This is a genomic window from Exiguobacterium sp. SH5S4 (assembly GCF_004337045.1).
Classification (GTDB): Bacteria; Bacillota; Bacilli; order Exiguobacteriales; family Exiguobacteriaceae; genus Exiguobacterium; species Exiguobacterium aurantiacum_A.
In genome coordinates this window covers 43,228-67,931 of sequence record NZ_SJUQ01000010.1, presented here as the reverse complement: position 1 = coordinate 67,931, position 24,704 = coordinate 43,228, and the positions used below count along the sequence as shown (strand labels likewise).

The window sequence follows — 24,704 nt, the reverse complement described above, 5'->3', positions numbered from 1 at the left end:
TGAACAGTAATGGTCCTCAAGGAAAGCCTAAACGGTCGAGGGCGCGACTGCGGTTGACAACGAACATAAATGGCTCGTGACTGACGGTGTAAGCAAGTCGTGAAGAAATCATGTGACGAGCATGCATGCTTACTTATTTCTAAATTCCCCTCCTTATTGACAATTTACACCTAATTCACGACTCATATACTTTCAATATTACCCATTTAGTGCGGAAATATTCACAAACAAAAAGAAATGGCCATCATACATTCGTAAAACTGTTTGATGGCTAAATTTCGTTGCTATGAAAAAGCTATGGTTTTCTTTCAGATTGTGAATCTCGAACGGGTACTAATCTAGCATCAGCGAATAACCCGGTTACATTCGGCAATCTTTAAAGGTGGTGACAGGATGACTATTCGATTCAATCATTATCCGATGGACCGAAAAAACACGATGCTTATGATGCTCGACGTGACGATCGCGGCGGCGGCCATCTTTCTCACGTTCAAACTGTTGTTCGCTCATGACACGACCGTCTCCGACGACACGACGAAGTTGATGACGATTTTAGCGCTGAAGAGTACAGCTCTGCTCGTCCTCGGGTGGCTGACACGCGTTTATCGGATTGACTGGCGGTACGGTTCGATGCGTGAGCTACAATTGCTCGCCCTCGTGTTGCTCACGAGTGATTTACTTGTCCTCGGTGGTGCCCTCGTCGTGTTAAAGAATGTATCGTATCAAGCGCTGTTCGTCCAGAGCCTGCTCGCGTTCAACGGGATGCTGTTCATCCGGATCGTGGCGAGAACCCGCTCTTTCTTCCGCTTCCGGAACGCTCCGCCGAGCGGGAAAGCGGCACTCATCATCGGCGGTGGGGACTCAGGACAAAAGATCACGAAAGAGTTGAAAGAACATCGGACGAGCGTGTTAAACGTTGTCGGTATTTTAGACGACAATCCGTTCCTGCAACGGCTCTATATCCACGGGACACCGGTCATTGGCCCGATTGATGCGCTCGAGCGAAAAATTGAAGAGCTCGGAATTGAAGTCGTTGTTCTCGCGATTCCGTCCCTGCCTTACAGCAAGCGGCTGCAACTGCTCAAGCGAATCGAGAAGACAGGCGTCGAATCACATGCGTTGCCGATGCTCTCAGAGCTTGCTTCCGGAAAAGTATCGATGAATGAGATCAGGGAAGTGGCGATTGAGGACTTGCTCGGACGAGAGCCGGTCCAACTCAACGTATCCGAGATCTCACATAAGCTAAAAGGCACGACCATTTTAATTTCAGGTGCTGGCGGTTCGATTGGATCTGAGCTATGCCGGCAGTTAATCAAATTCGAACCGGGACGTCTCGTCTTGTTCGGACATGGCGAGAACAGCATTTATTCGATTGACCGCGAACTTAAAGACTTACAAACGGAAACGGAGATTTGTCCGATCATTGGGGACGTCCAAGACCGGGCGCGGTTGATGGAAGTATTCGAACAGTTCGAGCCTGAGATCGTCTATCACGCGGCGGCCCATAAACACGTCCCGCTCATGGAAGGGAACCCGAAAGAGGCTGTGAAGAACAACATCTATGGTACGAAAAATATGGTCGAAGTCGCTGATTTGTTTAACGTCGAACGTTTCGTCATGATTTCGACAGACAAGGCGGTCAATCCGACGAACGTGATGGGCGCGACGAAACGGGTCGCCGAGATGATTGTGCAGCAACAAGCGCGTCATAGTGCGACGACGTTCTCGGTCGTTCGGTTCGGTAACGTCCTCGGCAGTCGCGGCTCGGTCGTCCCGTTGTTCAAAGAACAGATTGAACGTGGTGGTCCGATCACGGTGACACATCCCGAGATGACGCGTTACTTTATGACCATCCCCGAGGCGAGTCGGCTCGTCGTTCAAGCAAGTGTTCGCGCGAATGGCGGTGAGGTGTTCGTCCTTGATATGGGACAGCCGGTCAAAATCGTCGACTTGGCCCGACGGATGATCACGCTCAGCGGCTTCACGCTTGAGCAAATTCCGATTGAATACAGCGGAATCCGGCCGGGCGAGAAGTTGTATGAGGAGCTGCTTGCCACGAGCGAACGCAGCGAAAATCAAGTGTACGATAAAATTTTTGTCGGCTGTACGCGATCGTTCAAATCGGTCGAACCAATTTTACGTACGATTGAACATCTGCTTGACCAACAAAGCGCATTGACGTCCTTCCTCTTGTTCGTCGCCAATAGCGAAATCCCGGAAGAAGTGATGGCAGATATGTTCGCGCCTCAGATCGAGCCTGTTCGAATTCGCTCGAGCGACCCAACTCAAAGGAGGAAGACGTTATGAAAAAGACTGTGCTCGTCACAGGTGTCGCCGGGTTCATCGGCTTTCATTTGGCGCGCCGGCTGTTGCGAGAAGGGCACCACGTCGTCGGCATTGATGAAGTGAATGATTACTACGATCCTCATTTGAAAGAGGCGCGTCTCTATGTCTTGACGCACCCGAACTTCAAACTGTATCGGGACTCGCTCGAGAACAAAATGGCTGTCACACGGGTGTTCGAGAAACGGAGTCCTGACATCGTCGTCAACTTGGCTGCGCAAGCAGGTGTCCGCTACAGTCTTGAAAATCCGGACGCTTATATACAGTCGAATATCGTCGGATTTTTAAACATCCTTGAGGCGTGCCGGAACTTCCCGATTGAGCAATTGATTTATGCATCATCAAGCTCCGTGTACGGCTCGAACCAAAAGATGCCGTTCTCTGAACAGCACCCGGTCGATCATCCGCTCTCGTTATATGCGGCTTCGAAGAAAGCGAATGAACTGATGGCCCACACGTATAGCCATCTGTTCGGTCTAAAGACGACCGGGTTACGATTTTTCAGCGTCTATGGACCATGGGGCAGACCGGATATGGCGCTGTACAAATTCACAGAAGCCATTATAAAAGGTGAACCGATCGACGTCTATAACTATGGGCAAATGGCCCGTGACTTCACTTACGTCGACGATGTGATTGAGTCGATCGTCCGCTTGATGGACGTTCAACCGTTCGCTGACGAAGAGTTTGACTATCACGACCCGCTCCCGGACCGAAGTGATGTCCCGTTCCGTGTGTACAATGTCGGCAATCATAGTCCGGTCCAGCTGATGGATTTTATTCGGATCATCGAGAAAAAACTCGGGAAGCGAGCAATCGTGAACGAACTCCCGCTGCAGCCGGGTGACGTGCCGGAAAGTTTTGCCGATTCATCGGAACTGTATGAAGCGATTGATTTTCAACCACAGACCCCGATTGAACAAGGGGTGCATGAATTTATCGATTGGTATATCGCGTATCACCATGCGTTAAAGGAGGGAATCGAGTGATGATGTCACTTCAAGACAAAATCTATAGCAACTCCTCGTTACCAGTCCAAAATTGGCTCATCTCGCTATACGGGTTGAAGTTATATCGTGAGCGTTACGGTCCCTATTACGATAAAAAGTTGACCAAGCTCCGAAGTCAACGGCTCGTCGATCCGCAAACAACCCAATTAAACCAGCTCAATCGGTTCCTCAAGTTCTGTCAGACGCATAACAGCTACTACCGAGACTTGTTTGACCGCCATCACGTGGAGCTACCGCTTCTGCAACTGAGCGATTTGAAACAAATTCCAGTGCTTGAGAAAGAGACACTTCGTACCGAACCGACTATTTTCTCGGACGTTAAAGCACCAATTATCGGGTGTACGGGTGGAACGACCGGGACGGCACTCCAAGTCCGATTCACGGTCGAAGATTATCAAGCCCGCATGGCCCACTTGGATTACTTTAAAGAGCAGCACGGCTTTACAAAAGGGATGAAGCGGGCGAGTTTCACCGATCGGATGATTTGTCCGCGCGGCCAGGAAGAGCCGGTCTATTGGCGTTATAACGCTCCGATGAAACAGATGCTCTACTCGGTCGTTCACTTTCATCCGAAAACAATCCCGGCCTACGTCGAATCATTGAACGACTTTCAACCTGACGCCCTCGACGGTTCGCCGTCCGCGATGATCGAAGTCGCCAAGTATTTAAAAGACACGGATATGCGCTTGACGTTCAAGCCAATCGCCATCTTTCCGACATCCGAAACGTTGTCGCCATGGGGACGCGCGTTGCTCGAGGAGGTTTTCGACGCCCCGGTATACGACCAATACGCTTCTTCAGAAGGCGCACCGCTCGTCACCGAATGTCAGCATGGACGGATGCACCTCCATCCGGAGAGCGGCATCATTGAGGCCGGGGAGGACGGAGAAGTGCTCGTCACGAGCTTCACGACCCACGGCACGCCGCTCGTCCGTTATCGGATCGGAGACCGGATGACGCTCAGCGATGAGACGTGTCCGTGCGGCCAGACGGGTACGGTCATCTCGTCGATCGATGGCCGTCAAATGAATTACGTCGAGACACCGGAAGGTTATAAAGTGTTCGAAGGCGACTTGACGGCGACCGTCGCCGTACTGCCGAACTCGGTACTTCAAGTCCAAGTGCTCCAACATGAGATCGACCAGATTGAAATGTTATATGTCAAAGATGAGGACCGGTTCGAAAACGAACATGAGACGATATTAAAGCAAGAAGTGGAACGACTGTTCACACCGAATATGCGAATCCGTCTTAAAAATGTGCCGGCCATCAAAAAAGAACCAAACGGAAAAATTCGGGTCGTGAAGCGACTTCACGTCTGACCCATACAAAAGGGGAGTTCGATTATGGCGATCTTCGCGTTGCGGGACGTATATTTTAAGGCGCCGATCCGCCTTCAAAACTGGATGACGTCACTTTACGGCTTGAAGTTGTCACAAGAGCGTTACGGAAAAGCGTACGAGCAGGAACTTGTCGCACTACGCAACCGTCCGACGGATGACGCGGCCGTTCGAGCAGACCAGCTTCGACGACTCAATGACTTTTTAGCATTTTGCGAAGCGAACAACGACTATTACCGTCAGTTATTCGACGAGGCCGGCGTATCGCTCCCGCTCGACTCGATTGAAGATTTGAAACAGATTCCGATACTCGAGAAGGAAACGGTCCGCTCGACCCCGGCAATCTACTCGCACGTGAAGACAGACATTATCGGCAAGACAGGCGGGACGACCGGTGCGTCGCTCCAAGTGAAATTCACAGCGGAAGATTATCAGATCCGGATGGCCCATTTGGATTACTTTAAAGAACAACACGGCTTTAAAAAAGGGATGAAACGAGCCAGTTTCACGGGACGCGTCATTTGTGAACCGGATCAAGCGGCACCCGTGTTTTGGCGGTATAATCGTCCGATGAATCAACTGTTGCTGTCGTTGTTTCATCTGACCGAGGCGAATATCCCGCACTATATCGAGGAGCTGAATCGGTTCAAACCAATCGTTCTCGATAGCGCCCCGTCCGCCATGATTGAACTGGCCTCATACATTAAAGCGCACAACATCAAACTCGACTTCCAACTGATCGCCTTGTTCCCGACGTCAGAGACGATCACGGCGTTTGGACGGTCGTTGCTTGAAGAAGCGTTCAACGCGCCCGTGTTCGACCAATACGCCTCGTCCGAAGGGGCACCGATTTTGAGCGAGTGCAGTCATGGACGGATGCATCTTCATCACGAGACGGGGGTCATCGAGCCTTATGGGGAGGACGGCGAAATTCTCGTCACGAGCTTTACGACCCACGGCACACCGCTCGTCCGCTACCGGATCGGGGACCGGATGAAGTTTGGGGAAGGGACTTGTCCGTGCGGTCAAGGCGGGACGTATGTCGAGTCAATCGAGGGACGGCAAACTAATTTCATCGTCACGCCAAAAGGACTCAAAGTCTATGAAGGGGATTTGACGACGATCGTCAGCGAGCTTCCGAACTCGGTCATTCAAGTCCAGTTTCGGCAGTTCGATTTGCATCACATCGAGATGCGCTACATCAAAGACCCAAATCGCTTCACCTCGTCGCATGAACAAGTGCTTCGACGGGGGTTGAAAGAGCTCGTCGGAGACGGCGTCGAGATTACGTTGACGCCGGTCAACCAAATTCCTCGAGGCCCGAACGGAAAAGTCATCGTCGTCGAAAAGTTGATGAATCAAATTTCACAATAACTGGAGGCAGATGGACATGGACAAACTCATCTCAGAATCACGGACAGCACGAAGAACCATTGCCAATCGCCATATCGCCGTCGTCGGACTCGGGTACGTCGGTCTCCCGGTCGCGGTCGCGCTCGGAGAAGTCGGAGACGTCATCGGATTTGATATTAATGAGGCCCGCATCAACGAACTGAACGGTCATCTCGACAGCACGCGAGAAGTCGAGCGGGAATCGCTTGAAATCGCCTCAGTCGCGTACACGACCGACGCGTCACAGCTTGAAGAGGCGGACTTTATCATCATCGCCGTACCGACGCCGATCAACGAACAAAATCAACCGGACCTCGGTCCGATCTGCAGCGCGACGCGAACCGTCGGAAAGTATCTACGGCCCGGGGCGATTGTCGTCTACGAGTCGACCGTTTATCCTGGACTGACGGAAGAAGAGTGCATCCCGCTACTCGAACGAGAGTCGGGTCTACGGGCCGGGATTGATTTTAAAGTCGGCTATTCGCCAGAGCGTATCAATCCAGGGGACCGTGTCAATACGTTCCGGACGATCAAGAAAGTCGTCGCCGCCGAGGATGAGGAGACGCTTGATATCGTCGCAGCCGTATATGAGACGGTCGTCGATGCCGGTGTACATCGCGCTTCGTCAATCAAAGTCGCCGAAGCCGCGAAAGTGATCGAGAATACGCAACGGGATTTGAATATCGCATTGATGAATGAGCTCGCGATCATCTTCGAGCGGATGAACATCGATACGCTTGAAGTGTTAGAAGCGGCCGGTACGAAATGGAACTTCCTGAACTTCCGGCCCGGACTCGTCGGTGGCCACTGTATCGGGGTCGACCCGTTCTATTTGACGATGAAGTCTGAGATGCTCGGCTATCACCCTGAGGTTATTTTAGCCGGACGGCGCATCAACGAGACGATGGGTAGCTTCATCGCCACGTCGCTCATTAAAACGATGATTCGTCAAAACATGCCGGTACTCGGCTCACGGGTCACCGTGCTCGGCATGTCGTTCAAAGAGAACGTCAGTGATATCCGTAATTCGAAAGTCGCGTCACTCGTGCGGGAAATCGAGGAGTTCGGCCTTGAGGTGCAAGTGTACGACCCGCTCGTCCACCATGAAGAAGTCGAACAAGAATACGGGCTCCAAGTAAAGTCCTACCATGAGCTCAAACCGGCGGAAGTCGTCATCTACGCCGTCTCACACGATGAATTCGTGAGTGCCGGGTGGAAAATCGCCGAACGTCAGTTGAAGATGGGACGAGGGATCGTCATGGATTTGAAAGGCATCTTAAATCGAGCGACGAAGCCAGAGGAGGTCCACTTATGGCGCCTTTAAAGATCCTTCAATTCTGCGCGGTCGACGTGACCGCTGACGTCCTGTTGCGTCCGCTCATCGAGTCGCTTAAAGCCGAAGGGCACCAAGTCGATGTCGCCTGTGCCTACGGTGACCGGACGGACCGGTTGCGGGCGGAAGGTTGGGTCATCCATACGCTGCCGATCGATCGTAAATTCCATCCGAAGCGGAACGTGCAGACGATTCAAGGGCTCGTCGCCTTGCTGAGACGGGAGAAGTATGACGCGATCCATGTCCATACGCCGGTTGCGGCCGCGCTCGGACGGGTTGCGGCCCGAATCGCCCGCACCCCGCACATTCTGTACACGGCCCATGGCTTTTACTTCCATGAACGGATGAGCCGGGTCGCCTACGAACTCGTGTTTTGGCTCGAAAAGTCGCTTGCCGCGCTCGCGACCGACTGGCTGCTGCTCCAAAGTGAGGAAGATTATTCGCTTGCCAAGACCCGACAATTTAAAAGCGATGACCGTCTGCTTCATCTCGGGAACGGGATTGATTTGGCTCGATTCCAACCGCTTGAAAAAACAGTTGACCCGAAGCAGTTAAAGTTTCTGTTCGTCGGTCGCCTCGTCAAAGAAAAGGGGATCCTCGATTTACTCGAGGCGTTTCAAGAAGTGTCTGCGCGTCATCCGGGAGCGACACTCACGATTGCCGGAGAGTTGCTATCGAATGAGCGGGATCAAGAGACCGCCAAACTCGTTGAAGCTCACTTGGTCGACAATCCGAACGTTCATTACGTCGGATACGTCACAGACACCCCGTCTTTGTTCAACCGTCATGACATCTTTCTGTTACCGTCTTATCGAGAAGGGCTCCCCCGCTCGATTTTAGAGGCGATGGCGTCAGGTCTTCCGGTCATCGCGACCAACATCCGCGGCTGTCGAGAAGAAGTCATCGACGGAGAGACAGGATACCTCGTCCCGGTGGCCCGACCGCAAGCACTCGCGGAGGCGATGGAATTGTTCATCGAGCATTCGGATCGTATCGAATCATACGGTCGCCGAGGTCGCGAAGTCGTCGAGGAACGGTTCGATGAATCGAAAATTTTGACACGGCAAATCAATTTATTTGCGCAAATTAGCGCTCGTGAAGTGGGATGAGTCGTCACACATAAAAGGGGGAGGCGGCATGGAAGAGAAACAAGTGATTCACCAGTTGAGGACGGCCGCCGATGACGGTCGTCTCACAATCCATATGTACCAGCAATGGCAACAAGCGAACGGCGGACCGACCGTACTCGAACTGTTAGAGGTGTATGGTTCGTGGACGAACGTGCTGCGGCTCGTCGGGTTTGAAAACCAGATGCCGCGTTTCACGAAGTCGGAAATGTTGCGAACGCTTCGCCGGGCAGCGAAGGATCTTGGCTCGATCAGTAGTGCCGATTACCGAAAATGGGCGCACGACCATGATGCTCCGACGCTGACGGAAGTTGTCATCCAGTTTGGGTCTTGGAAGGTCGCATTGATCGAGGCCGATCTACTCGGGATGATGGCAAAAGACCAAAAGATTGAAATCATTCAAGCGTTGCTCGATGCGAGCGATGAAATCGAACCATTCAATTCGACGACGTATGCGAAATGGGCGAAAGCGAACCAACGTCCGAGTATCACAAAAGTCGTTCGGCGCTTCGGGTCCTGGACGCAAGCGCTCGAAGAAATCGGATTGTCGACGCGTAAAGCGTTCACGGAACAAGATATTCTATCGGCGTTGAAAGAAGCGAGTGAGGATTTGGCCGTCCTCTCGCCATGGGGTTATGAAATATGGCAAAAAAAGACGGGAAAGGACCGGCGCTTAAAGATATCCAACAGATGTTCGGTTCTTTTGACATAGCACTTTCGGCGATGGGGCCAGAATTTACAGACGAGACAGACGATGACGCTTCAAAGAGAGGGAAGGAGGAGGGCTTATGACGCGTCCGATCGTCTTATGTATCGGCGAGGATCCGACTTCGACTTATGTTTACCAGGCGATTCGGAATCTCGGGGTGACCCATGTGATCAAAGAAGACGGTCCGGCTGAAGTGCGGCCCGACTCGATCAACGAGTGGATGCGTCAATCATACGTTCGATTGACGTCACCGCTCATGCGCCGATTCAGCCGTCAGCGCGTCCGAGAGTTACAAGCACGTTATCCGCTGAACGACAATCCGATCCCATCGCATCATCTGTTGCGTGTCACGTCACTGAATGACGCACGAACGATGATGTGGCTTGATCGCTTACAACCACAACTTGTGATCTTGCACGAGACCGGATCCGTCGACATGAGCCGACTGCACCGTCTTGATTGTCCGATTTTAATGGTCAGCCCTTCGATGGCCAAAGGACAACTTGAAGCGTACTGGGCGTTTCGCGCTAAGCCTGACGTCTGTGAAGTGAAAATCGAACAATGGAGCGACAGAGGCTGGACTGTACTCGACCGGTCCGTCCTTTATGTCGGTGGCACCGATAACTTTGCGACGTATCCTTATCTTCAACTTGTGACGGCTCTGCCGCTTTTGCGTCGTCAAATTGAATCGATGCTCGAAGAGGACGTGTATGATCGACGGACGGCAGAGTAAAGGCCAAAGCGAGTTCGCTTTGGCCTTTCAGCTATTTTTGATGCAGTAATGTTGGATCACATCGAGCGACCGGTAGAACAGAATCGTACGTCCCGTTTCGCATAGAGAGGATAACCGTCGTCCCGGCGAGCTTGGCGAGCTGTTGACTCGATTACATAGGCCTCACCTTCTTGAATGCAGCGTAAAGCGTGACGTCACGTCAAGCTTGTTTTTCAAATAAGGAAAAACCGTCGCGTTCGCCGGCGTAGCTGAAGCCGAAGCGAAGATAATAGTCGTTCAAAAATCCGTTCGTCGCGACGCAGTCGAGCCGGATCCGTTTTGCCCCGGCCATTGCCTGACGCATCAATTGAGTACCAATCTGTTTTCCTTTATGACGTGAGTCGACGACGAGGCGATGCACGTAGACGGCTGTGTCGGCGTCACTCCATAAGTTCTCGTCCCACGACGTCGGCGGGATCAAACTGACCGCCCCGATGATGGTGTCGTTCTCTTCATATACGTACACCGTCCCGTTCGTGACGTCATACGTCACAGTATCGGTCCGACTCGGCTCTAAATATTTTTGCCATTGCGTTTTGCCGGCTGCTTTAAACTCCATTGCTTTCGTTAAAATAAGCTTATCGATAGGAGATATGTCGGACACGGTGGCCAAACGAATCATATGAGTCGCCTCGCTTTCAATTAGTTTTCAAATCGTGTAGGGTACACGGTGAGTAAGCTATTTAAAACTTCTTTGTGTCGGCGAACGATTTTTGGTAAGATAAACTTACTGTAATCGTGCAAACGATTGCGCTAACCGTAAGAAGAAAAAATAGCACTGGTAATAGGATAAGTATATAGGATGCGCAGTGAGTTTAGAGACAAGGGAGTCTTATTGAGATATGCAACTTTTACAACGTGACCAACAAACAAAAACTTTACAACGAAATTGGTGGAAAGAAGCCGTCGCCTATCAAATCTACCCACGCAGTTTTTACGACGCGAACGGTGACGGGATCGGGGACATTCAAGGCATCATCGACAAACTCGATTATTTGAAAGACCTCGGCGTCGACGTCATCTGGATTTGTCCGATGTACAAATCGCCGAACGACGACAACGGCTATGACATTAGCGACTACGAGGACATCATGGACGAGTTCGGGACGATGGCAGACTTTGACCGTCTCTTGGAAGAAGTCCATGCGCGCGGCATGAAGCTGCTCTTGGACCTCGTCGTCAACCACACGTCAGATGAGCACCCGTGGTTCATCGAATCGAAGAGCTCGAAAGACAATCCGAAGCGTGACTGGTACATTTGGCGCGACGGGAAGCCCGACGGTTCGAAGCCGAACAACTGGGAGTCGATCTTTGGCGGCTCGGCTTGGGAGTTCGACGAGACGACCGAACAGTATTTCTTGCACGTCTTCTCGAAGAAACAGCCGGACCTCAACTGGGAGAACGCTGAGATGCGCCAGACGATCTACAACATGATCAACTGGTGGCTCGACAAAGGCATCGACGGCTTCCGCGTCGACGCCATCAGCCATATCCGTAAACACCCGTCGTTCGGCGATCTTCCAAACCCGGAAGGCCTCGACTTCGTGCCGTCGTTCGAGATGCACATGAACGTCGACGGCATCCACGGCTACCTGGAAGAACTCCGTGACGAGACGTTCAACAAACACGACATCATGACGGTCGGTGAAGCGAACGGCGTCTCGCCTGACGACGCCCACCTTTGGGTCGGTGAGAAGGACGGCAAGATGAACATGGTGTTCCAATTCGAGCATATGGGCCTTTGGCGTGAAGATGCCGAGTCGAAATTAGATGTCGTCCATTTGAAGAACGTCTTGACGAAATGGCAAAAAGGACTCGAGGCAGACGGCTGGAACGCCTTGTATGTCGAAAACCACGACCAGACACGGACCGTGTCGTCATGGGGCGACGATGAGCGTTACTGGAAAGAGAGCGCCAAGTCGATCGCAATGATGTATTTCCTCATGCAAGGGACACCGTTCATCTATCAAGGCCAAGAGATCGGGATGACGAACGTGAAGTTCGATTCGATCGACCAGTACGACGACATCGCGACACGTAACCGTTACTATATCGGACGTGAGCACGGCAAGAGCCATGAAGAGATGATGGAGATCACGTGGAACTCGTCGCGTGACAACACACGGACGCCGATGCAATGGAGCGACGCCGCGAACGCCGGCTTCACGTTCGCCGAGAAGCCATGGTTCGGTATCAATCCGAACTATACGGACATCAACGTCGGCGCGCAGCTCGAGGACGAGGATTCAATCCTCAACTTCTATAAAGAGATGATCCGTCTCCGTAAAGACGACGAGACGTTCGTCTACGGCAAGTACGACGTCGTCTTGCCGGAACATCCGGAGATTTACGCCTACACACGGACGCTCGGTGACACGCAATACCTCGTCATCTCGAACTTGACGGGCAAAGAAGCGATCTTCGCGACGGATATCATGCTTCGTTCAGACGACGTCGTCTTGAGGAACATGCCGCTCGACGCGCATGATGAGACGATGCTCCTCCACTTGAAGCCGTTCGAAGCACGCGTCTACAAGTTGAGCTGACTAAAAGACAGGGGAAACCCTGTCTTTTTTGTAGTGTGAAGCTGGCACGAACCGGGAAAGAAAAAGTTAGCGATTCCGGACCGTTTAGGAGATATGGTACGATGAGACAGCGGAAAGGGGAATCACCATGGCAATTGAACCACGACGGGTCCGTGTCCGGCAGACGACGAAAGTCAGTGAGGTCGATGAACCGATCGAGCTCCATGCCGACGGTCTCTACTATGAATTAAAGACCGGCTTCATCTTGATGTTCGACCAAGAGCGTGAGGACGGCATCGTGCCGACAACGTTGAAATATACGACCGGGCGGCTCGCCCTCATCTGTAAAGGACCGATCGAGATGAACCATTCCTTCATTGAAGGACGGCTGACACAAAGCCTATACAAAAATCCATATATGTCGATGACGATGGCGACGACGACGGTGCGGCTCGATGTCCGGGACGGCCGTTGCCGTTTCCATTACGAGTTGGCGATGAATGACGACTTGGCGGGCGACTACGAAGTCGACGTCGCTTGGACGTTTGAAGGAGGAGAAACGAGATGAATTTTGCAGAACGTGTGAAAAAGATTGAAGAGATGTTGAACGAGGATTGGTTCGAGATGCTCGAGACGAACGAGGAAGAGTATGAGGAATGGCGAGGCCGCCTCGAAGACCATGCCGAACAAGTCATCGGTCATTATGATAGTGAGACCGGCGTCGATATGGATGCGGTCGACAAGTTGCTCCAATTGAACGACGAGTTCCCGCTCTTGTACGGAGAAGACACGGTCCGACTCTATATCGCGTTGATCGAGGCGCGACCGGAAGATAAATCGGTGTACGATCGCTATATCGACTACTTGGCGGCAATCGGTGACGCTGAGCATGAGGAATTTTTACGGTTCCACACGCTCGTCGAAGCCGGTCGCTTAGACGAAGCGAGACAACTCGCACCCGTGATGCCAAAACGATTAGGACTCGAAGACTAAGGCCGCATTGCGGTCTTTTTCATACATATGATTAGGGGGGAAATGCTATGTTACGGCTCGTGAAGACGTCAGTCGAACAGCAAGATCAAGTTCTTGCCCTGTTAAGCGAATGGAAAGAGGACGGAAGCAACATCGTCCCGACGACGATTAATAAAGATACGAGCGATTTTGACGCCTACGTCAAACGACTCCTCGAAGCGGAAGACCGTGAAAAGATTGAGGACGGTTGGGTGCCGAGCACGACGTATTGGTTGACGGACGGGGATGAGTTGCTCGGGGCGGCGAATATTCGCCATGAGTTAAACGCCCACCTGTTGAACTTCGGGGGACATATCGGTTATGGCATCAAGCCGAGTGCGCGCGGACGCGGTTTGGCGACGGAACAGCTGCGTCTCGCGCTCGAGAAGGTGAAAGAACTTGGGATTGAGCGGGCGCTCATCACGTGTGACCGAGAGAACGTCGCCTCTCGCCAAGTCATTTTGAACAATGGGGGTGTCGCCGACACACCGTATACCGAAGAAGATGGAAACGTCGTCGAGCGGTTTTGGATTGAACTGAAAGGGTGACATGGGATGGCGAACTGGATTGTCGTGTATTTAGTGCTCATCAATTTCTTTGGGATTTATTTGTTTCCACGCGACCGGATACCGTCTAAGAAATGGTTCTCATTTTCGAGCGGGATCGCCATCACGTATTTTTTCATGTATTTACTGCCGTCGCTCAATAAGCGCCAAGATACGCTCCGGGTCGACTGGCTCGACCTTGCTTTACCTTCAGAAATATACGTCGTCAGCCTGCTCGGCTTCACCGTCTTCTACGGGACGATGCGGTTCGTGCGGACACCGTACTTTCAAGACGAGACGATTGACCGGAACGTGTCGTATTGGCTTCAAGTGACGCTTCTGACGGCGTACATGTCGTTCTCGGCTTACGTCGTCACGGCGACGTCGGTCACGTTTGTGGCACGTAGTTTTTATGCGACGGCGCTCGGTGTCCATTTCCTCGCTGTCGGTCACGACTTGTACCGTCACTACGGGGAACGTTATTTGGCACAAGGCCGTTATTTTTTGAGCGGCGGGATTCTCGTTGGCGGCTTGTTCGCCCGTTTCATCGATCTCGCGACGCACGTCGAGGCGCTCCTGTTTGCGTTCGTCGCCGGGGCGATGATCCTCAATATCGTCAAGTTCGAGCTGCCGGCCGACCGCAACCTCCATTTCCGGACGTTCGTGCTCGCCGTTTTCGGCTACGGCGGCATCTTGTTGTTCTTGAAACATGTGCTCGACTTTTGATTCCAACAAGAAAATGAATGACTGTTCATTCACTTTTTGTTATACTGAACTCAAGATTGAATCCGTTTTCATAAGGGGGAGTTTTGGGGATGTCGACATTTTTAATCGTCAACTGGATTCTATTCTTGCTCGTTCTTGGCTATGGACTGTATTTGTTCGCGACGCTCGTCTATCAGCGTTATACGTTCATCAAGCTTGGGAAGAAGGCAGAATGGAGCCAAACGAATAAGGAACGGCTCGAACAAGTCATGATCAACGTGTTCGGTCAAAAGAAACTACTGAAGGATAAGAAGAGCGGGATCATCCACGTCATGATGTTCTATGGGTTCATCCTCGTCCAGTTCGGGGCCATCGACTTCATCTGGAAAGGGCTCGCCGTCGGGACACGCTTCCCGCATGTGCCGCTCGGACCGGTCTATCCGATCTTCACGTTCATGCAAGAAATCGTCATGCTCATGATTCTCGTCGCGGTCGTTTGGGGATTCTACCGCCGTTACGTCGAGAAACTCGTGCGCTTGAAGCGGAACTTTATGGCCGGCCTCGCCCTCATCTTCATCGGCGGGCTCATGGTATCGGTCTTGTTCGGCAACGGGTTCTATCTCGTCTATAAAGAAGAGCTGCCGATGTGGGGCGAACCGGTCGCGACACTGATCGGTTCAGCGTTCGCTTGGGTACCTGGGGGCGTCGCTTTCGCCTTGTTCGTCGTCTTCTGGTGGCTACACCTCATGTTCTTGCTCAGCTTCATGATCTACATCCCGCAAGGCAAGCACGCCCACTTGATCGCCGGCACGTTAAACGTCTGGCTCGGCCGGACGCACAAAGTCGGCCGTCTCGCGCCGGTCGATTTCTCGGCGATGGAAGACGCGGAAGAGTCGGACGAAGAAGTCGTCTTCGGTGTCAACAAAATCGAGGACTTCAACCAGAAGCAACTCGTCGACTTATACGCTTGTGTCGAGTGTGGGCGCTGTACGAACGTCTGTCCGGCGACCGGTACCGGCAAGATGCTGTCGCCGATGGATCTCATCGTCAAGCTGCGTGACCATATGAACATGAAAGGTGCGGCCATCACACGGAAATCACCGTGGGCACCGGCCCTCATGTTCCAGAACACGCAAGGTGCGGAGATCGCGGCCGCGGCCCAGAACGGGCACATGCTCGTCGCCGATGAGTTGATCGGCAACGTCATCACGGAAGAAGAGATTTGGGCGTGCACGACGTGCCGGAACTGTGAAGACCAATGTCCGGTCATGAACGAGCACGTCGATAAGATCATCGATCTTCGCCGTTACCTCGTCATGATGGAAGGCAAGATGGACCCTGAGGCGCAGCGCACGGTCGCGAACATCGAGCGCCAAGGCAACCCGTGGGGCATGAACCGGAAAGAGCGCGAGAACTGGCGCAACGACCGGGAAGAGCTCGTCATCCCGACGGCCAAAGAGAAGAAGAAAGTTGGGGAAGAGTTCGAATTTCTCTTCTGGGTCGGGGCGATGGGCTCTTATGACAGCCGTAGCCAAAAAGTCGCCCAAAGTTTTGCGAGTGTCTTAAACAAGGCCGGCGTCTCGTTCGCCATCCTCGGGAACGAGGAGAAGAACTCAGGTGACACGCCGCGTCGCATCGGGAACGAACTGTTGTTCCAAGAACTCGCCGAGGCGAACATCAAACTGTTCGAGAAGTACGGGGTCACGAAAATCGTCACAGTCGACCCGCACGCGTACAACACGTTCAAAAACGAGTATCCGGATTTCGGGCTGACTGGTGTGAAAGTGTACCATCATACCGAGCTGCTCGCCGAACTGCTCGATACGGGACGGGTCAAACCGGACCGGGCCGTGAACGAACGCGTCGTCTACCACGACTCGTGCTATCTCGGGCGCTATAACAATGTCTATGACGCACCGCGTTTCGTCCTCGAACGGATTCCAGGTGTCGAGCTCGTCGAAGCAGAACGTAACCGCGAGAACGGCATGTGTTGCGGAGCCGGTGGTGGACTCATGTGGCAAGAAGAGAAAGTCGGGACGCGTGTCAACGTCGCTCGGACCGAGCAGTTGCTCGAGACGAAGCCGACGGTCATCGGTTCGGCATGTCCATACTGCTTGACGATGCTCTCGGACGGTACGAAAGCGAAAGAAGTCGATGAGACGGTCGGAACGTTCGACGTCGTCGAGCTGCTCGATCGTTCACTGAAGCCGATCGAAGTACCAGAACCGCTTGTACAGTAATCGCTAAGACGGAGCCTTTGTGCTCTGTCTTTTTTGTTCGTCGCATCGTAAAATTAGGAATAAGCAAAGATTAGACCGAATAAAGGACGTGAGCGTATGGTCGAATTGATGACCGATAACGAGATTGCTTTGGCCATCATTCAAGCATTAAAAGAAGCCAAAAAGAACGAGTTCCAGAACATCGTTGATGAACTGCAGCCATACGATGTCGCCCAGCAATACAAACTGTTGCCGAGCAAACATCAGAATAAATTCTTATTGTACTTGACTATCGAACAAATGACCGACATGATTCAAGAACTCGATCAGACGACCCGGCTTCAAGTACTACACCGGCTCGGTTTTGAGCGGACGACCGAAGTCCTCGATTTAATGGAAAATGATGATGTCATGTCGTTTTTGTCTGAACTCGATCCGGAAAAAGTCGAGGAACTCATAGCTGAGATGAAAGATGAGGAATCGAGTGTCGTCCAAAATATGATGACCTATCCGGCGGAGACGGCGGGACGTCTGATGAACAACCGGTTCGTTTGGATTCCGCAACAGTTTACGATCCGTCAGGCGGTAGGGAAGTTAAAAGATTTCGCCGCACTCGCTGAGTACCTGAACTATTTATACGTAGTGGATGAAGAAAAACGACTCGTCGGTGTCGTTTCGTATAAAGATTTAATTTTGGCCGAACCGGACGAGGCGATTGCGGACGTCATGTACAAACGCGTCGTTAAAGTCGACGTGATGACCGATCAGGAAGATGTAGCAAAGTTGATTGGTCGTTATGACTTCATTTCGATTCCTGTCGTCGAGGACGGCAACCGGCTCGTCGGCGTCATCACAATCGATGACATCATCGATATTGTCATTCAAGAGGCGAACGAGGATATCGAGAAACTGTCTGCGTCCGGTAAGTCGATTGATTTTGACACGTTACCGCTCGTCGCAGCCTATCGGCGTTTACCGTGGCTGATTTTACTGTTGTTCATCGGTTTGATTTCTGGCAGTATCATCGATAGATTCTCAGGTACGATCGAACAAGTCGTCGCGCTCGCGTTCTTCATGCCGATGATTGCCGGGATGACCGGGAATACGGGTACACAGTCGCTCGCCGTCGTCGTCCGAGGACTCGCAACCCGTGATTTAACGCCGAGGCAAGTTGGCGCACTCATCTTCCGGGAACTGAAGGTCGGCCTCATCATCGGTGTCACGTGTGCAGTGCTAATTGCAGTAATCGCATTTTTCTGGCAGGACAGTTGGACGCTCGGTCTCGTCGTCGGTAGTTCGCTGCTTATGACGCTCATCATCGGTACGCTCGCCGGGACGATTATCCCGCTCATCTTGTATCGATTAAACGTTGATCCGGCCGTCGCGTCGGGTCCGCTCATTACGACAATCAACGATATTTTGTCGTTGCTCATCTACTTCGGTGTCGCGACGGCATTTTTGACAAAACTGATGTAAAACAAAGCCGGGCTTGGTCAGCGACCAGGCCCGGCTTTCGTTTACTTACATTTCGGATTTTGTGAGCAGTGAAGACGTCAGGTGAGATAGTCCTTGCGTCGTCTCGTTGATGGCTGAGATCGTCTCGACCATCCGTCCGAGGTCTTGCTTGTTGCGTTCGAATGAGAGGACGTAGTTGCCCATCTCGTCTTTCACGGTCGAGAAGCCGACTTTGACCGCGCTCAACTGACGCATCGCCTCGTCGTTCGTCCGATGCATTTGTCCCATCTGGTCGAGCAGGGCGGCGATGTTCGTCTCGTTCTCGTGGATGAGTACGTTAATTTGACTGCTCAGCTGTTTGGCGTTCTCGGCGAGCGTCCGGACCTCGGTCGCGACGACGGCGAAGCCTTTGCCGTGCTCACCGGCCCGGGCCGCCTCGATTGAGGCGTTCAACGCGAGCAAGTTCGTTTGGTTGGCGATCTGTTCGATGCTGCGGGTCATGCTGACGATCTCTTGCGAGCCGTCTTTGAGTGCTGTGATGCGCTCGAGCGAGGCGTCGACGTATGTCGCCGATTGCGTGAACTCCGTCTCCATCTGCTCGATCTGTTTGCCGTTCGTTTGCGTCAGTTCCATCAAGTGACGGCTCATCTTCTCCGTCTGTTCGGTTTCAGACAACACTTGGTGGGCCCGGTCGCTCGTCTCGGACATGGCGGCGCCGGTCCGTTCCATCGTCGTCGCGACTTCCGTGCTGACACGACCGATATCGGTCAACAAATCGGTCCGGGCCGCGTTTGCCGATTCGATTTCACCGAGTCTGGCGTCGACGTACTGCTCGGTCACGATTTGAGCGTCTAAATTCATCGCGTGAGACAACGCGAGCAACGACTCGGTCATCGCCGCCGGATCGTGTTGATAGTGCTCGACGATTTTCGGGACGAGCAACGTGTTGAAGGCAGAATACGTCGCGAGGAACCAGACGACCGGTACCGAGAAATTATGGTGGGTCTGTCCCATGCGTTTACGCATGGCGAGAAACTTCTCATCGATCCGACCCGTCAACAAGCTGCGGAAGTAGTCGGCGAATACTTTTTTCAAACGCTCGCGCGTCGATGAGGCGTTGGCGATCTTGACCATGTCAGGCTGCAACATCAAATGGTCGAGTACGCTTTCTAGCACGTCATCAAGCACGGATTCGACGAGCGGTGCCATCGCTTGAAGTCGTTCGACTTGAGTTGACGTATAACCCATGTAATGCGCGCGTCCGCTCAGACGTTTGTCTGACGGTTGTGCAATGGTCGTTGCGTCAGGGAAAGCGATTGATGCGGTATAAACAGGTGCTTTTGGTTTACGGAAGAGTGCCATTCAAAAATCTCCTTTTTCATCATACATAGAATAGAGGTGTCACTTCTATATCGGTTGATTTTTGAAATTACTGAGTGGTCGATGTGTTCTCCACCCGTTCCATGGTGTTCAAAGCAAGAAAATAATTTCCTCTAGCTTTTTTATATCGGTTTTGTTTATAATGAGGAGTGATGTTTAACTAGTGACGGAAAAGGAGTGTCCTTTAATGAATAAATCGTTGATCGATTTTGTTTACGAAATTCTTCAAAAGACTGGGGAGCAACCAGTTTCATTTGATGAAATCCGCGAGCAGATCAGACAAAACTATACGTTCACAAGTGAAGAGGAAGAGCTCGAGAAAATCGCGCAACTCTACACGGACATGAACATCGACGGACTATTCGTCAACTTGGGAGCTAACCGTTGGGCGCTTCGTGTTTGGTATCCGTTCGATAAGTCAGACGAAGATCTCGTCATCGAGGCACGCCAACGCGGCGAGCTCGACGAGTTCGAGGAAGATCTCGATGAGACGGACGAAGGCATCGTCGACATCGAAGACGACCTTGACGTCTTTGCTAAAGGTGAAGATTTTGATGCATCTGAATTTGATGCGGATGATGAAACTGAAAAAGTACCAGACCTTGACGAGTTCAAGGACGACGACTTAGACGACGACCTCGACCTTGAAGACGAGGACGACTTATAAGAGACCGCAAAAAGCCGGGCATTTGTCCCGGCTAGGCGTGTCTCTTTTTCTTTTTTTGGCACACGTAACCAAGAAAAAAATAATAACTTGACGACTGCATCGTCTCTGACGTAAATTAGTCATGGGCTAGTTTAGCACGTACGATGCAGCAAAAGTGTCCCCCATGTCAGTGGGGGCACTTTTGCTTTTTTTGTTTTTCGTTTCCCGATGTGGGCATTCAAGAGAGGAGAATGATGATGACAAAGTATATTTTCGTAACAGGTGGGGTAGTATCTTCACTCGGTAAAGGGATCACAGCCGCTTCACTCGCACGTCTGCTTAAAAACCGAGGTTTGAACGTAACGATTCAAAAGTTTGACCCATATATCAATATCGACCCAGGGACGATGAGCCCATACCAGCACGGTGAGGTGTTCGTCACGGACGACGGCGCCGAGACCGATCTTGACCTCGGTCATTACGAGCGTTTCATCGACATCAACTTGTCGCAAAACGCGAACGTGACGTCGGGACGCATCTACTCGACGGTATTGAAAAAAGAACGTCGCGGTGACTATAACGGGGGGACGGTCCAAGTCATCCCGCATATCACGAACGAGATTAAAGACCGCGTCTTCCGTGCCGGCCGCGAGACGAACGCGGACGTCGTCATCACAGAGATTGGCGGAACAGTCGGGGACATCGAGTCGCTTCCGTTCATTGAGGCCATTCGTCAAGTGAAGAATGACATCGGTAAAGAGAACGTCATGTACGTTCACTGTACGCTCGTCCCATACCTTCGCGCAGCTGGCGAGATGAAGACGAAACCGACACAACACAGCGTCAAAGAGCTCCGCAGTTACGGAATCCAGCCGGATATCATCGTGCTCCGTACCGAGTATGATATCCCGGAAGACATGCGTGAAAAGATTGCCCTCTTCTGTGACACGCGCAAAGAAGCGGTCATCGAGGCACAAGACGCGTCGACGTTGTATGAAGTGCCGCTCAACCTTCAAAAACAAGGCATGGACCAGCTCGTCAACGACTACTTCGGCTTCAACACGCCACCGGCTGACATGACGGCTTGGAAAAACCTTGTCCATACGGTCACGCACCTCGAGAAGAAAGTGAAGATCGCACTCGTCGGAAAATACGTCGAACTCCGCGACGCCTATATCTCGGTCGCCGAATCGCTCAAGCATGCCGGTTACGCGTTCAACGCCGACATCGACATCGACTGGGTCAACGCAGAAGACGTGACGGCTGAAAACGTCGATGCGCTTCTCGGCGACGCCGACGGTATTCTCGTCCCGGGCGGCTTCGGCGAGCGTGGGATTGAAGGGAAGATTGAAGCGACGCGTTATGCGCGTGAGAACAACGTCCCGTTCTTCGGGATCTGTCTCGGGATGCAACTCGCGACGGTTGAGTTTGCCCGTAACGTCTTGAAGTTAGATGGCGCCCACTCGGCGGAGATCGATCCGACGACGAACTACCCGATCATCGACCTTCTTCCTGAGCAAAAAGATATCGAAGATCTCGGTGGTACGCTCCGCCTCGGCCTTTACCCTTGTAAGCTTGAGCCGGGCACGAAAGCGCACGCCGCTTACAACCAAGAGCTCGTCTATGAGCGCCATCGTCACCGCTACGAGTTCAACAATGAGTACCGTGAAGCGTTCGAAGCGGAAGGCTTCAAGTTCTCGGGGACGAGCCCGGACGGCCGTCTCGTCGAGATCATCGAGATTCCAGAACACAAGTGGTTCGTCGCGTCACAGTTCCACCCAGAATTGATTTCGCGTCCTGAGCGCCCGCAGCGCTTGTTCCACGATTTCATCCAAGCAGCACTCGCAGAGTGAGGAAGAGGTCACGACCGTTTTCGGTCGTGGCCTTTTTTCTCGGGCAAAAGACTGACCGCTTCAACAGCTTAGGATGGATACATGTTCACCTAAATCCGGGTAAACTAAGAGTAGAACGGGGGAGGGCGATGTCACATGGGGGAACGAAACATGATTTACTGGGGGTATGGGGTCGCTTTAGTCGCGTTGAGCATATTGCCGTTTGTCGTCCTGCCGACACTCTTATTGCCGTATCAACTCGGATGGACCGGGGTTGTCCTGTTGGCTCTATCGATCGGTCTGTTGCGGTCGATCCGTGAAGGGTCGAGCGTCTATTTGAAGCAGATGTTGAAAGTGACATTCACGTTGTTTTTATTATTTGTCTTGATCTATTACGTCTCATTCGGTCTCATCTTATACGATACGTATGGGCTCGATCGTCTGCTCGAACGTTATGAAAATCATGCGGTCTGGGTGTTCGCCGCCTTCAGTTTCCTGCAACCGATCGCGTTGCCGGTCCCGGAAGCGATCAGCGTCCCGATCGGCAGTGTCGCCCTCGGTCCGTTGCGCGCGGCCTTGATCGGCAGTGTCGCGACGACGCTCGGCATTCTCGTCATGTACGGGCTCGCGCGGTTCGGCCGGGAGCGGGTCATGCACTTGATCGATGCGGATAAACTCGCGACGTATGATCGTTATGTCGGTAAGTACGGTCTCGGTGTCTTGCTCGTCTTGTTCATCATCCCGATCTTACCGGACGAAGTGATTTGCATAGCCGCCGGATTCAGCCGCGTGCCGTTCGTCCGTTTCGTGATGATCGCAGCCGGAGCGAAGCTCGTCACGTCGTTCGGGTTAGCTTATTCGGTCTCGCTCGGTGAACTGTTCGTGACCGGTACGAGCCCGTTCGCGGTCGTCTCGGTGACGGCAAGCTTGATCCTTGTCATCTTGGCGCTCGTCTGGCGGAAACGGAAAAAAGGGAATTCGAACTAACGTCTCGAATGAGTGGTGGGCACATATAGAGAGGACGATGTTATGTATCGAGATGAAGAACTGGTCATCCGACCAATCGAGGCGCACGACTTGGACCGATTATGGGAATTGATTTACAAAGAAGAGGCGCCTGAATGGAAACGGTGGGACGCACCGTATTTTGAACATCGCGCGCAAAGCTATGATGCGTATCGGGAAGGTGCGGATCGGCACGTCGGACGTGACGACATGTGGGTCGTTGAAGTCGATGGGACGGTATTCGGTACGGTGTCCTACTATTATGAAGACGCCGGGAAGGAATGGCTCGAAGTCGGGATCATCCTTCATCAGTCAGACCGCTGGAATCGAGGTGTCGGGACGAGGGCGCTCAAGCTTTGGGTCGACCATCTGTTCGGGACGCTCTCGACGGTTCGGGTCGGATTGACGACGTGGTCAGGGAACGAGCGCATGGTGCGCGTCGCTGAAAAGATCGGCATGCAGCTCGAAGGCCGGATGCGACGTGTCCGCGTCGTCCGTGGCGAGCGTTACGATTCGATTCGAATGGGCATGCTCCGGGAAGAGTGGGCAGACGAACAAAAGCGCGACGTCTCAAGTTGAGGCATCGCGCTTTTTAGACGTGAGAAACAATTGGCGGTATTGGAGCGGGGTCATCTGCTTGTACGTCTTGAACGTGGTGATATACGCCGTGCAAGAGGCAAAACAGTATTTTTCGCCGATGGCACAGATCGGCAGATTCGTACCGAGCAGGTCGGCGATCGACGCATCGATCCGTCGCCTGCGAATCCGTTCTGGCACACTTTCCCCGACTTCTTGTTTGAACAGGGCCGACAGATAGTTGTTCGACATACCGATTCGTTGGGCGATCCAAGGGAGCGATAACGCCGGTTCTTGCAGATGGTCCTCGATCAAGTGGATGATCGTCGTCACGTTCGGATTGGTCGATACGGGTGGGGACAAGAAAGCCATCATTTTCGTCAAGGAATCGACGATGACCGGGACGGCATAGATGAAGTCGAGCGTCGTCGTCAGTTCGTCGATCAAGATGAGGAGCGCACTCGTATATGTGAGCGCGGTCTGGACGTTTGGGTTGTCGACCGGGATCATGCGGATGACATGGTAGACGAGTCCGCGATAGTAGAAGCGGACACTCCTATATTCATCCGTGACCGGAAGTTTCAGAAGGTCGAACGTCAACGTTTCAAGCAATTGTTCGGCCCGGACCGGATGGGCGCTCCGGAGCGCACTCACAATCTGTTGGTCGAGCGCATAAAAGTTATCGAGCAGCTGAAAGTCAGCAAACAAGTTTTTGTCGCGCTGCAAGTGGTTCATAAATTGGCGTTCGATTTTGTTTTCCATCGGTCAAGTCACTTCTT

Annotated in this window: 22 protein-coding genes; 19 read left to right on the top strand and 3 right to left on the bottom strand. The window is 52.5% G+C overall.

What is annotated here, in order from left to right; translation table 11 throughout:
• Positions 1 to 393 precede the first annotated feature (393 nt).
• The 8 genes from EVJ32_RS07615 (at position 394) to EVJ32_RS07580 (ending at position 9,987) form a co-directional block, all read left to right on the top strand.
• Positions 394 to 2,307: a polysaccharide biosynthesis protein gene (locus tag EVJ32_RS07615; RefSeq protein WP_131457751.1), complete on the top strand. Its 1,914-nt coding sequence runs from the start codon at positions 394 to 396 to the stop codon at positions 2,305 to 2,307.
• Positions 2,304 to 3,332 carry an NAD-dependent epimerase gene (locus EVJ32_RS07610; RefSeq protein ID WP_131457750.1) on the top strand — a complete coding sequence of 343 codons (1,029 nt, stop codon included), beginning with the start codon at positions 2,304 to 2,306 and terminating at the stop codon, positions 3,330 to 3,332. The genes EVJ32_RS07615 and EVJ32_RS07610 overlap by 4 nt, the downstream gene beginning before the upstream one ends.
• On the top strand, positions 3,332 to 4,675 hold the full coding sequence (locus EVJ32_RS07605; RefSeq protein WP_131457769.1) for a phenylacetate--CoA ligase family protein: 1,344 nt from the start codon (positions 3,332 to 3,334) through the stop codon (positions 4,673 to 4,675). Before EVJ32_RS07610 ends, EVJ32_RS07605 begins: the two co-directional genes overlap by 1 nt.
• Positions 4,676 to 4,699: 24 nt before the next feature.
• Complete coding sequence (locus EVJ32_RS07600; protein WP_131457749.1) at positions 4,700 to 6,067, top strand: phenylacetate--CoA ligase family protein; 1,368 nt, start codon at positions 4,700 to 4,702, stop codon at positions 6,065 to 6,067.
• A gap of 10 nt (positions 6,068 to 6,077) precedes the next feature.
• Complete coding sequence (locus tag EVJ32_RS07595; protein WP_131457748.1) at positions 6,078 to 7,409, top strand: nucleotide sugar dehydrogenase; 1,332 nt, start codon at positions 6,078 to 6,080, stop codon at positions 7,407 to 7,409.
• Complete coding sequence (locus EVJ32_RS07590) at positions 7,397 to 8,527, top strand: glycosyltransferase family 4 protein (RefSeq protein ID WP_131457747.1); 1,131 nt, start codon at positions 7,397 to 7,399, stop codon at positions 8,525 to 8,527. Before EVJ32_RS07595 ends, EVJ32_RS07590 begins: the two co-directional genes overlap by 13 nt.
• Before the next feature lie 28 nt (positions 8,528 to 8,555).
• The gene (locus EVJ32_RS07585) at positions 8,556 to 9,257 is read left to right on the top strand and encodes a hypothetical protein (RefSeq protein ID WP_131457746.1); all 702 of its coding nucleotides are present in this window, start codon (positions 8,556 to 8,558) and stop codon (positions 9,255 to 9,257) included.
• A gap of 76 nt (positions 9,258 to 9,333) precedes the next feature.
• Positions 9,334 to 9,987 (top strand): hypothetical protein, encoded by a 654-nt coding sequence (locus EVJ32_RS07580; protein ID WP_131457745.1) that lies wholly within the window; start codon positions 9,334 to 9,336, stop codon positions 9,985 to 9,987.
• A gap of 199 nt (positions 9,988 to 10,186) precedes the next feature.
• Here the strand turns inward: EVJ32_RS07580 and EVJ32_RS07575 are convergent, their stop codons facing one another.
• On the bottom strand, positions 10,187 to 10,648 hold the full coding sequence (locus tag EVJ32_RS07575; protein WP_236636024.1) for a GNAT family N-acetyltransferase: 462 nt from the start codon (positions 10,646 to 10,648) through the stop codon (positions 10,187 to 10,189).
• Positions 10,649 to 10,868: 220 nt separating this feature from the next.
• Between EVJ32_RS07575 and EVJ32_RS07570 the strand changes: the two genes are divergently transcribed.
• The 7 genes from EVJ32_RS07570 to mgtE all read left to right on the top strand — a co-directional run bounded on the left by EVJ32_RS07570 (position 10,869) and on the right by mgtE (position 18,507).
• Positions 10,869 to 12,572, top strand: a complete 1,704-nt coding sequence (locus EVJ32_RS07570) for a glycoside hydrolase family 13 protein (RefSeq protein ID WP_131457744.1) — start codon at positions 10,869 to 10,871, stop codon at positions 12,570 to 12,572.
• 127 nt (positions 12,573 to 12,699) lie between these two features.
• Positions 12,700 to 13,119: a YwiB family protein gene (locus tag EVJ32_RS07565; RefSeq protein ID WP_131439225.1), complete on the top strand. Its 420-nt coding sequence runs from the start codon at positions 12,700 to 12,702 to the stop codon at positions 13,117 to 13,119.
• On the top strand, positions 13,116 to 13,544 hold the full coding sequence (locus EVJ32_RS07560; protein ID WP_131457743.1) for a hypothetical protein: 429 nt from the start codon (positions 13,116 to 13,118) through the stop codon (positions 13,542 to 13,544). Before EVJ32_RS07565 ends, EVJ32_RS07560 begins: the two co-directional genes overlap by 4 nt.
• Positions 13,545 to 13,591: 47 nt before the next feature.
• A complete protein-coding gene (locus EVJ32_RS07555; RefSeq protein ID WP_131457742.1) occupies positions 13,592 to 14,110 on the top strand; it encodes a GNAT family N-acetyltransferase in 519 nt (172 codons plus the stop codon).
• A gap of 6 nt (positions 14,111 to 14,116) precedes the next feature.
• Positions 14,117 to 14,833: a hypothetical protein gene (locus tag EVJ32_RS07550; RefSeq protein ID WP_131457741.1), complete on the top strand. Its 717-nt coding sequence runs from the start codon at positions 14,117 to 14,119 to the stop codon at positions 14,831 to 14,833.
• An 89-nt stretch (positions 14,834 to 14,922) separates the two neighbouring features.
• Entirely contained in the window at positions 14,923 to 17,052 is a 2,130-nt protein-coding gene (locus EVJ32_RS07545) for a (Fe-S)-binding protein (protein WP_131457740.1), read from the top strand.
• 96 nt (positions 17,053 to 17,148) lie between these two features.
• Complete coding sequence (gene mgtE / locus EVJ32_RS07540) at positions 17,149 to 18,507, top strand: magnesium transporter (RefSeq protein ID WP_131457739.1); 1,359 nt, start codon at positions 17,149 to 17,151, stop codon at positions 18,505 to 18,507.
• Positions 18,508 to 18,552: 45 nt separating this feature from the next.
• Here mgtE and EVJ32_RS07535 read toward each other — a convergent pair whose 3' ends face one another.
• A complete protein-coding gene (locus EVJ32_RS07535) occupies positions 18,553 to 19,848 on the bottom strand; it encodes a globin-coupled sensor protein (protein ID WP_131457738.1) in 1,296 nt (431 codons plus the stop codon).
• A gap of 205 nt (positions 19,849 to 20,053) precedes the next feature.
• Here EVJ32_RS07535 and rpoE point away from each other — a divergent pair, with 205 nt between their 5' ends.
• The 4 genes from rpoE to EVJ32_RS07515 all read left to right on the top strand — a co-directional run bounded on the left by rpoE (position 20,054) and on the right by EVJ32_RS07515 (position 23,928).
• Positions 20,054 to 20,533, top strand: a complete 480-nt coding sequence (gene rpoE, locus EVJ32_RS07530) for a DNA-directed RNA polymerase subunit delta (RefSeq protein ID WP_070328219.1) — start codon at positions 20,054 to 20,056, stop codon at positions 20,531 to 20,533.
• A gap of 236 nt (positions 20,534 to 20,769) precedes the next feature.
• Positions 20,770 to 22,365 (top strand): CTP synthase, encoded by a 1,596-nt coding sequence (locus EVJ32_RS07525; RefSeq protein WP_131457737.1) that lies wholly within the window; start codon positions 20,770 to 20,772, stop codon positions 22,363 to 22,365.
• Between the two features lie 150 nt (positions 22,366 to 22,515).
• A complete protein-coding gene (locus EVJ32_RS07520) occupies positions 22,516 to 23,331 on the top strand; it encodes a TVP38/TMEM64 family protein (RefSeq protein WP_236636026.1) in 816 nt (271 codons plus the stop codon).
• 42 nt (positions 23,332 to 23,373) lie between these two features.
• A complete protein-coding gene (locus EVJ32_RS07515; RefSeq protein WP_131457735.1) occupies positions 23,374 to 23,928 on the top strand; it encodes a GNAT family N-acetyltransferase in 555 nt (184 codons plus the stop codon).
• On the opposite strand, the gene EVJ32_RS07510 is transcribed toward EVJ32_RS07515, so the two are convergent.
• Positions 23,920 to 24,687: a helix-turn-helix transcriptional regulator gene (locus EVJ32_RS07510; protein ID WP_131457734.1), complete on the bottom strand. Its 768-nt coding sequence runs from the start codon at positions 24,685 to 24,687 to the stop codon at positions 23,920 to 23,922. The two genes, EVJ32_RS07515 and EVJ32_RS07510, sit on opposite strands and share 9 nt — an antisense overlap.
• Positions 24,688 to 24,704: the final 17 nt, after the last annotated feature.

What these genes read in the sequence shown, in the direction of transcription:
- EVJ32_RS07615 (WP_131457751.1), top strand. Translation starts at nt 394, where the DNA reads ATGACTATTCGATTCAATCATTATCCGATGGACCGAAAAAACACGATG.
- EVJ32_RS07610 (WP_131457750.1), top strand. Translation starts at nt 2,304, where the DNA reads ATGAAAAAGACTGTGCTCGTCACAGGTGTCGCCGGGTTCATCGGCTTT.
- EVJ32_RS07605 (WP_131457769.1), top strand. Translation starts at nt 3,332, where the DNA reads ATGATGTCACTTCAAGACAAAATCTATAGCAACTCCTCGTTACCAGTC.
- EVJ32_RS07600 (WP_131457749.1), top strand. Translation starts at nt 4,700, where the DNA reads ATGGCGATCTTCGCGTTGCGGGACGTATATTTTAAGGCGCCGATCCGC.
- EVJ32_RS07595 (WP_131457748.1), top strand. Translation starts at nt 6,078, where the DNA reads ATGGACATGGACAAACTCATCTCAGAATCACGGACAGCACGAAGAACC.
- EVJ32_RS07590 (WP_131457747.1), top strand. Translation starts at nt 7,397, where the DNA reads ATGGCGCCTTTAAAGATCCTTCAATTCTGCGCGGTCGACGTGACCGCT.
- EVJ32_RS07585 (WP_131457746.1), top strand. Translation starts at nt 8,556, where the DNA reads ATGGAAGAGAAACAAGTGATTCACCAGTTGAGGACGGCCGCCGATGAC.
- EVJ32_RS07580 (WP_131457745.1), top strand. Translation starts at nt 9,334, where the DNA reads ATGACGCGTCCGATCGTCTTATGTATCGGCGAGGATCCGACTTCGACT.
- EVJ32_RS07575 (WP_236636024.1), bottom strand. Translation starts at nt 10,648, where the DNA reads ATGATTCGTTTGGCCACCGTGTCCGACATATCTCCTATCGATAAGCTT.
- EVJ32_RS07570 (WP_131457744.1), top strand. Translation starts at nt 10,869, where the DNA reads ATGCAACTTTTACAACGTGACCAACAAACAAAAACTTTACAACGAAAT.
- EVJ32_RS07565 (WP_131439225.1), top strand. Translation starts at nt 12,700, where the DNA reads ATGGCAATTGAACCACGACGGGTCCGTGTCCGGCAGACGACGAAAGTC.
- EVJ32_RS07560 (WP_131457743.1), top strand. Translation starts at nt 13,116, where the DNA reads ATGAATTTTGCAGAACGTGTGAAAAAGATTGAAGAGATGTTGAACGAG.
- EVJ32_RS07555 (WP_131457742.1), top strand. Translation starts at nt 13,592, where the DNA reads ATGTTACGGCTCGTGAAGACGTCAGTCGAACAGCAAGATCAAGTTCTT.
- EVJ32_RS07550 (WP_131457741.1), top strand. Translation starts at nt 14,117, where the DNA reads ATGGCGAACTGGATTGTCGTGTATTTAGTGCTCATCAATTTCTTTGGG.
- EVJ32_RS07545 (WP_131457740.1), top strand. Translation starts at nt 14,923, where the DNA reads ATGTCGACATTTTTAATCGTCAACTGGATTCTATTCTTGCTCGTTCTT.
- mgtE (WP_131457739.1), top strand. Translation starts at nt 17,149, where the DNA reads ATGGTCGAATTGATGACCGATAACGAGATTGCTTTGGCCATCATTCAA.
- EVJ32_RS07535 (WP_131457738.1), bottom strand. Translation starts at nt 19,848, where the DNA reads ATGGCACTCTTCCGTAAACCAAAAGCACCTGTTTATACCGCATCAATC.
- rpoE (WP_070328219.1), top strand. Translation starts at nt 20,054, where the DNA reads ATGAATAAATCGTTGATCGATTTTGTTTACGAAATTCTTCAAAAGACT.
- EVJ32_RS07525 (WP_131457737.1), top strand. Translation starts at nt 20,770, where the DNA reads ATGACAAAGTATATTTTCGTAACAGGTGGGGTAGTATCTTCACTCGGT.
- EVJ32_RS07520 (WP_236636026.1), top strand. Translation starts at nt 22,516, where the DNA reads ATGATTTACTGGGGGTATGGGGTCGCTTTAGTCGCGTTGAGCATATTG.
- EVJ32_RS07515 (WP_131457735.1), top strand. Translation starts at nt 23,374, where the DNA reads ATGTATCGAGATGAAGAACTGGTCATCCGACCAATCGAGGCGCACGAC.
- EVJ32_RS07510 (WP_131457734.1), bottom strand. Translation starts at nt 24,687, where the DNA reads ATGGAAAACAAAATCGAACGCCAATTTATGAACCACTTGCAGCGCGAC.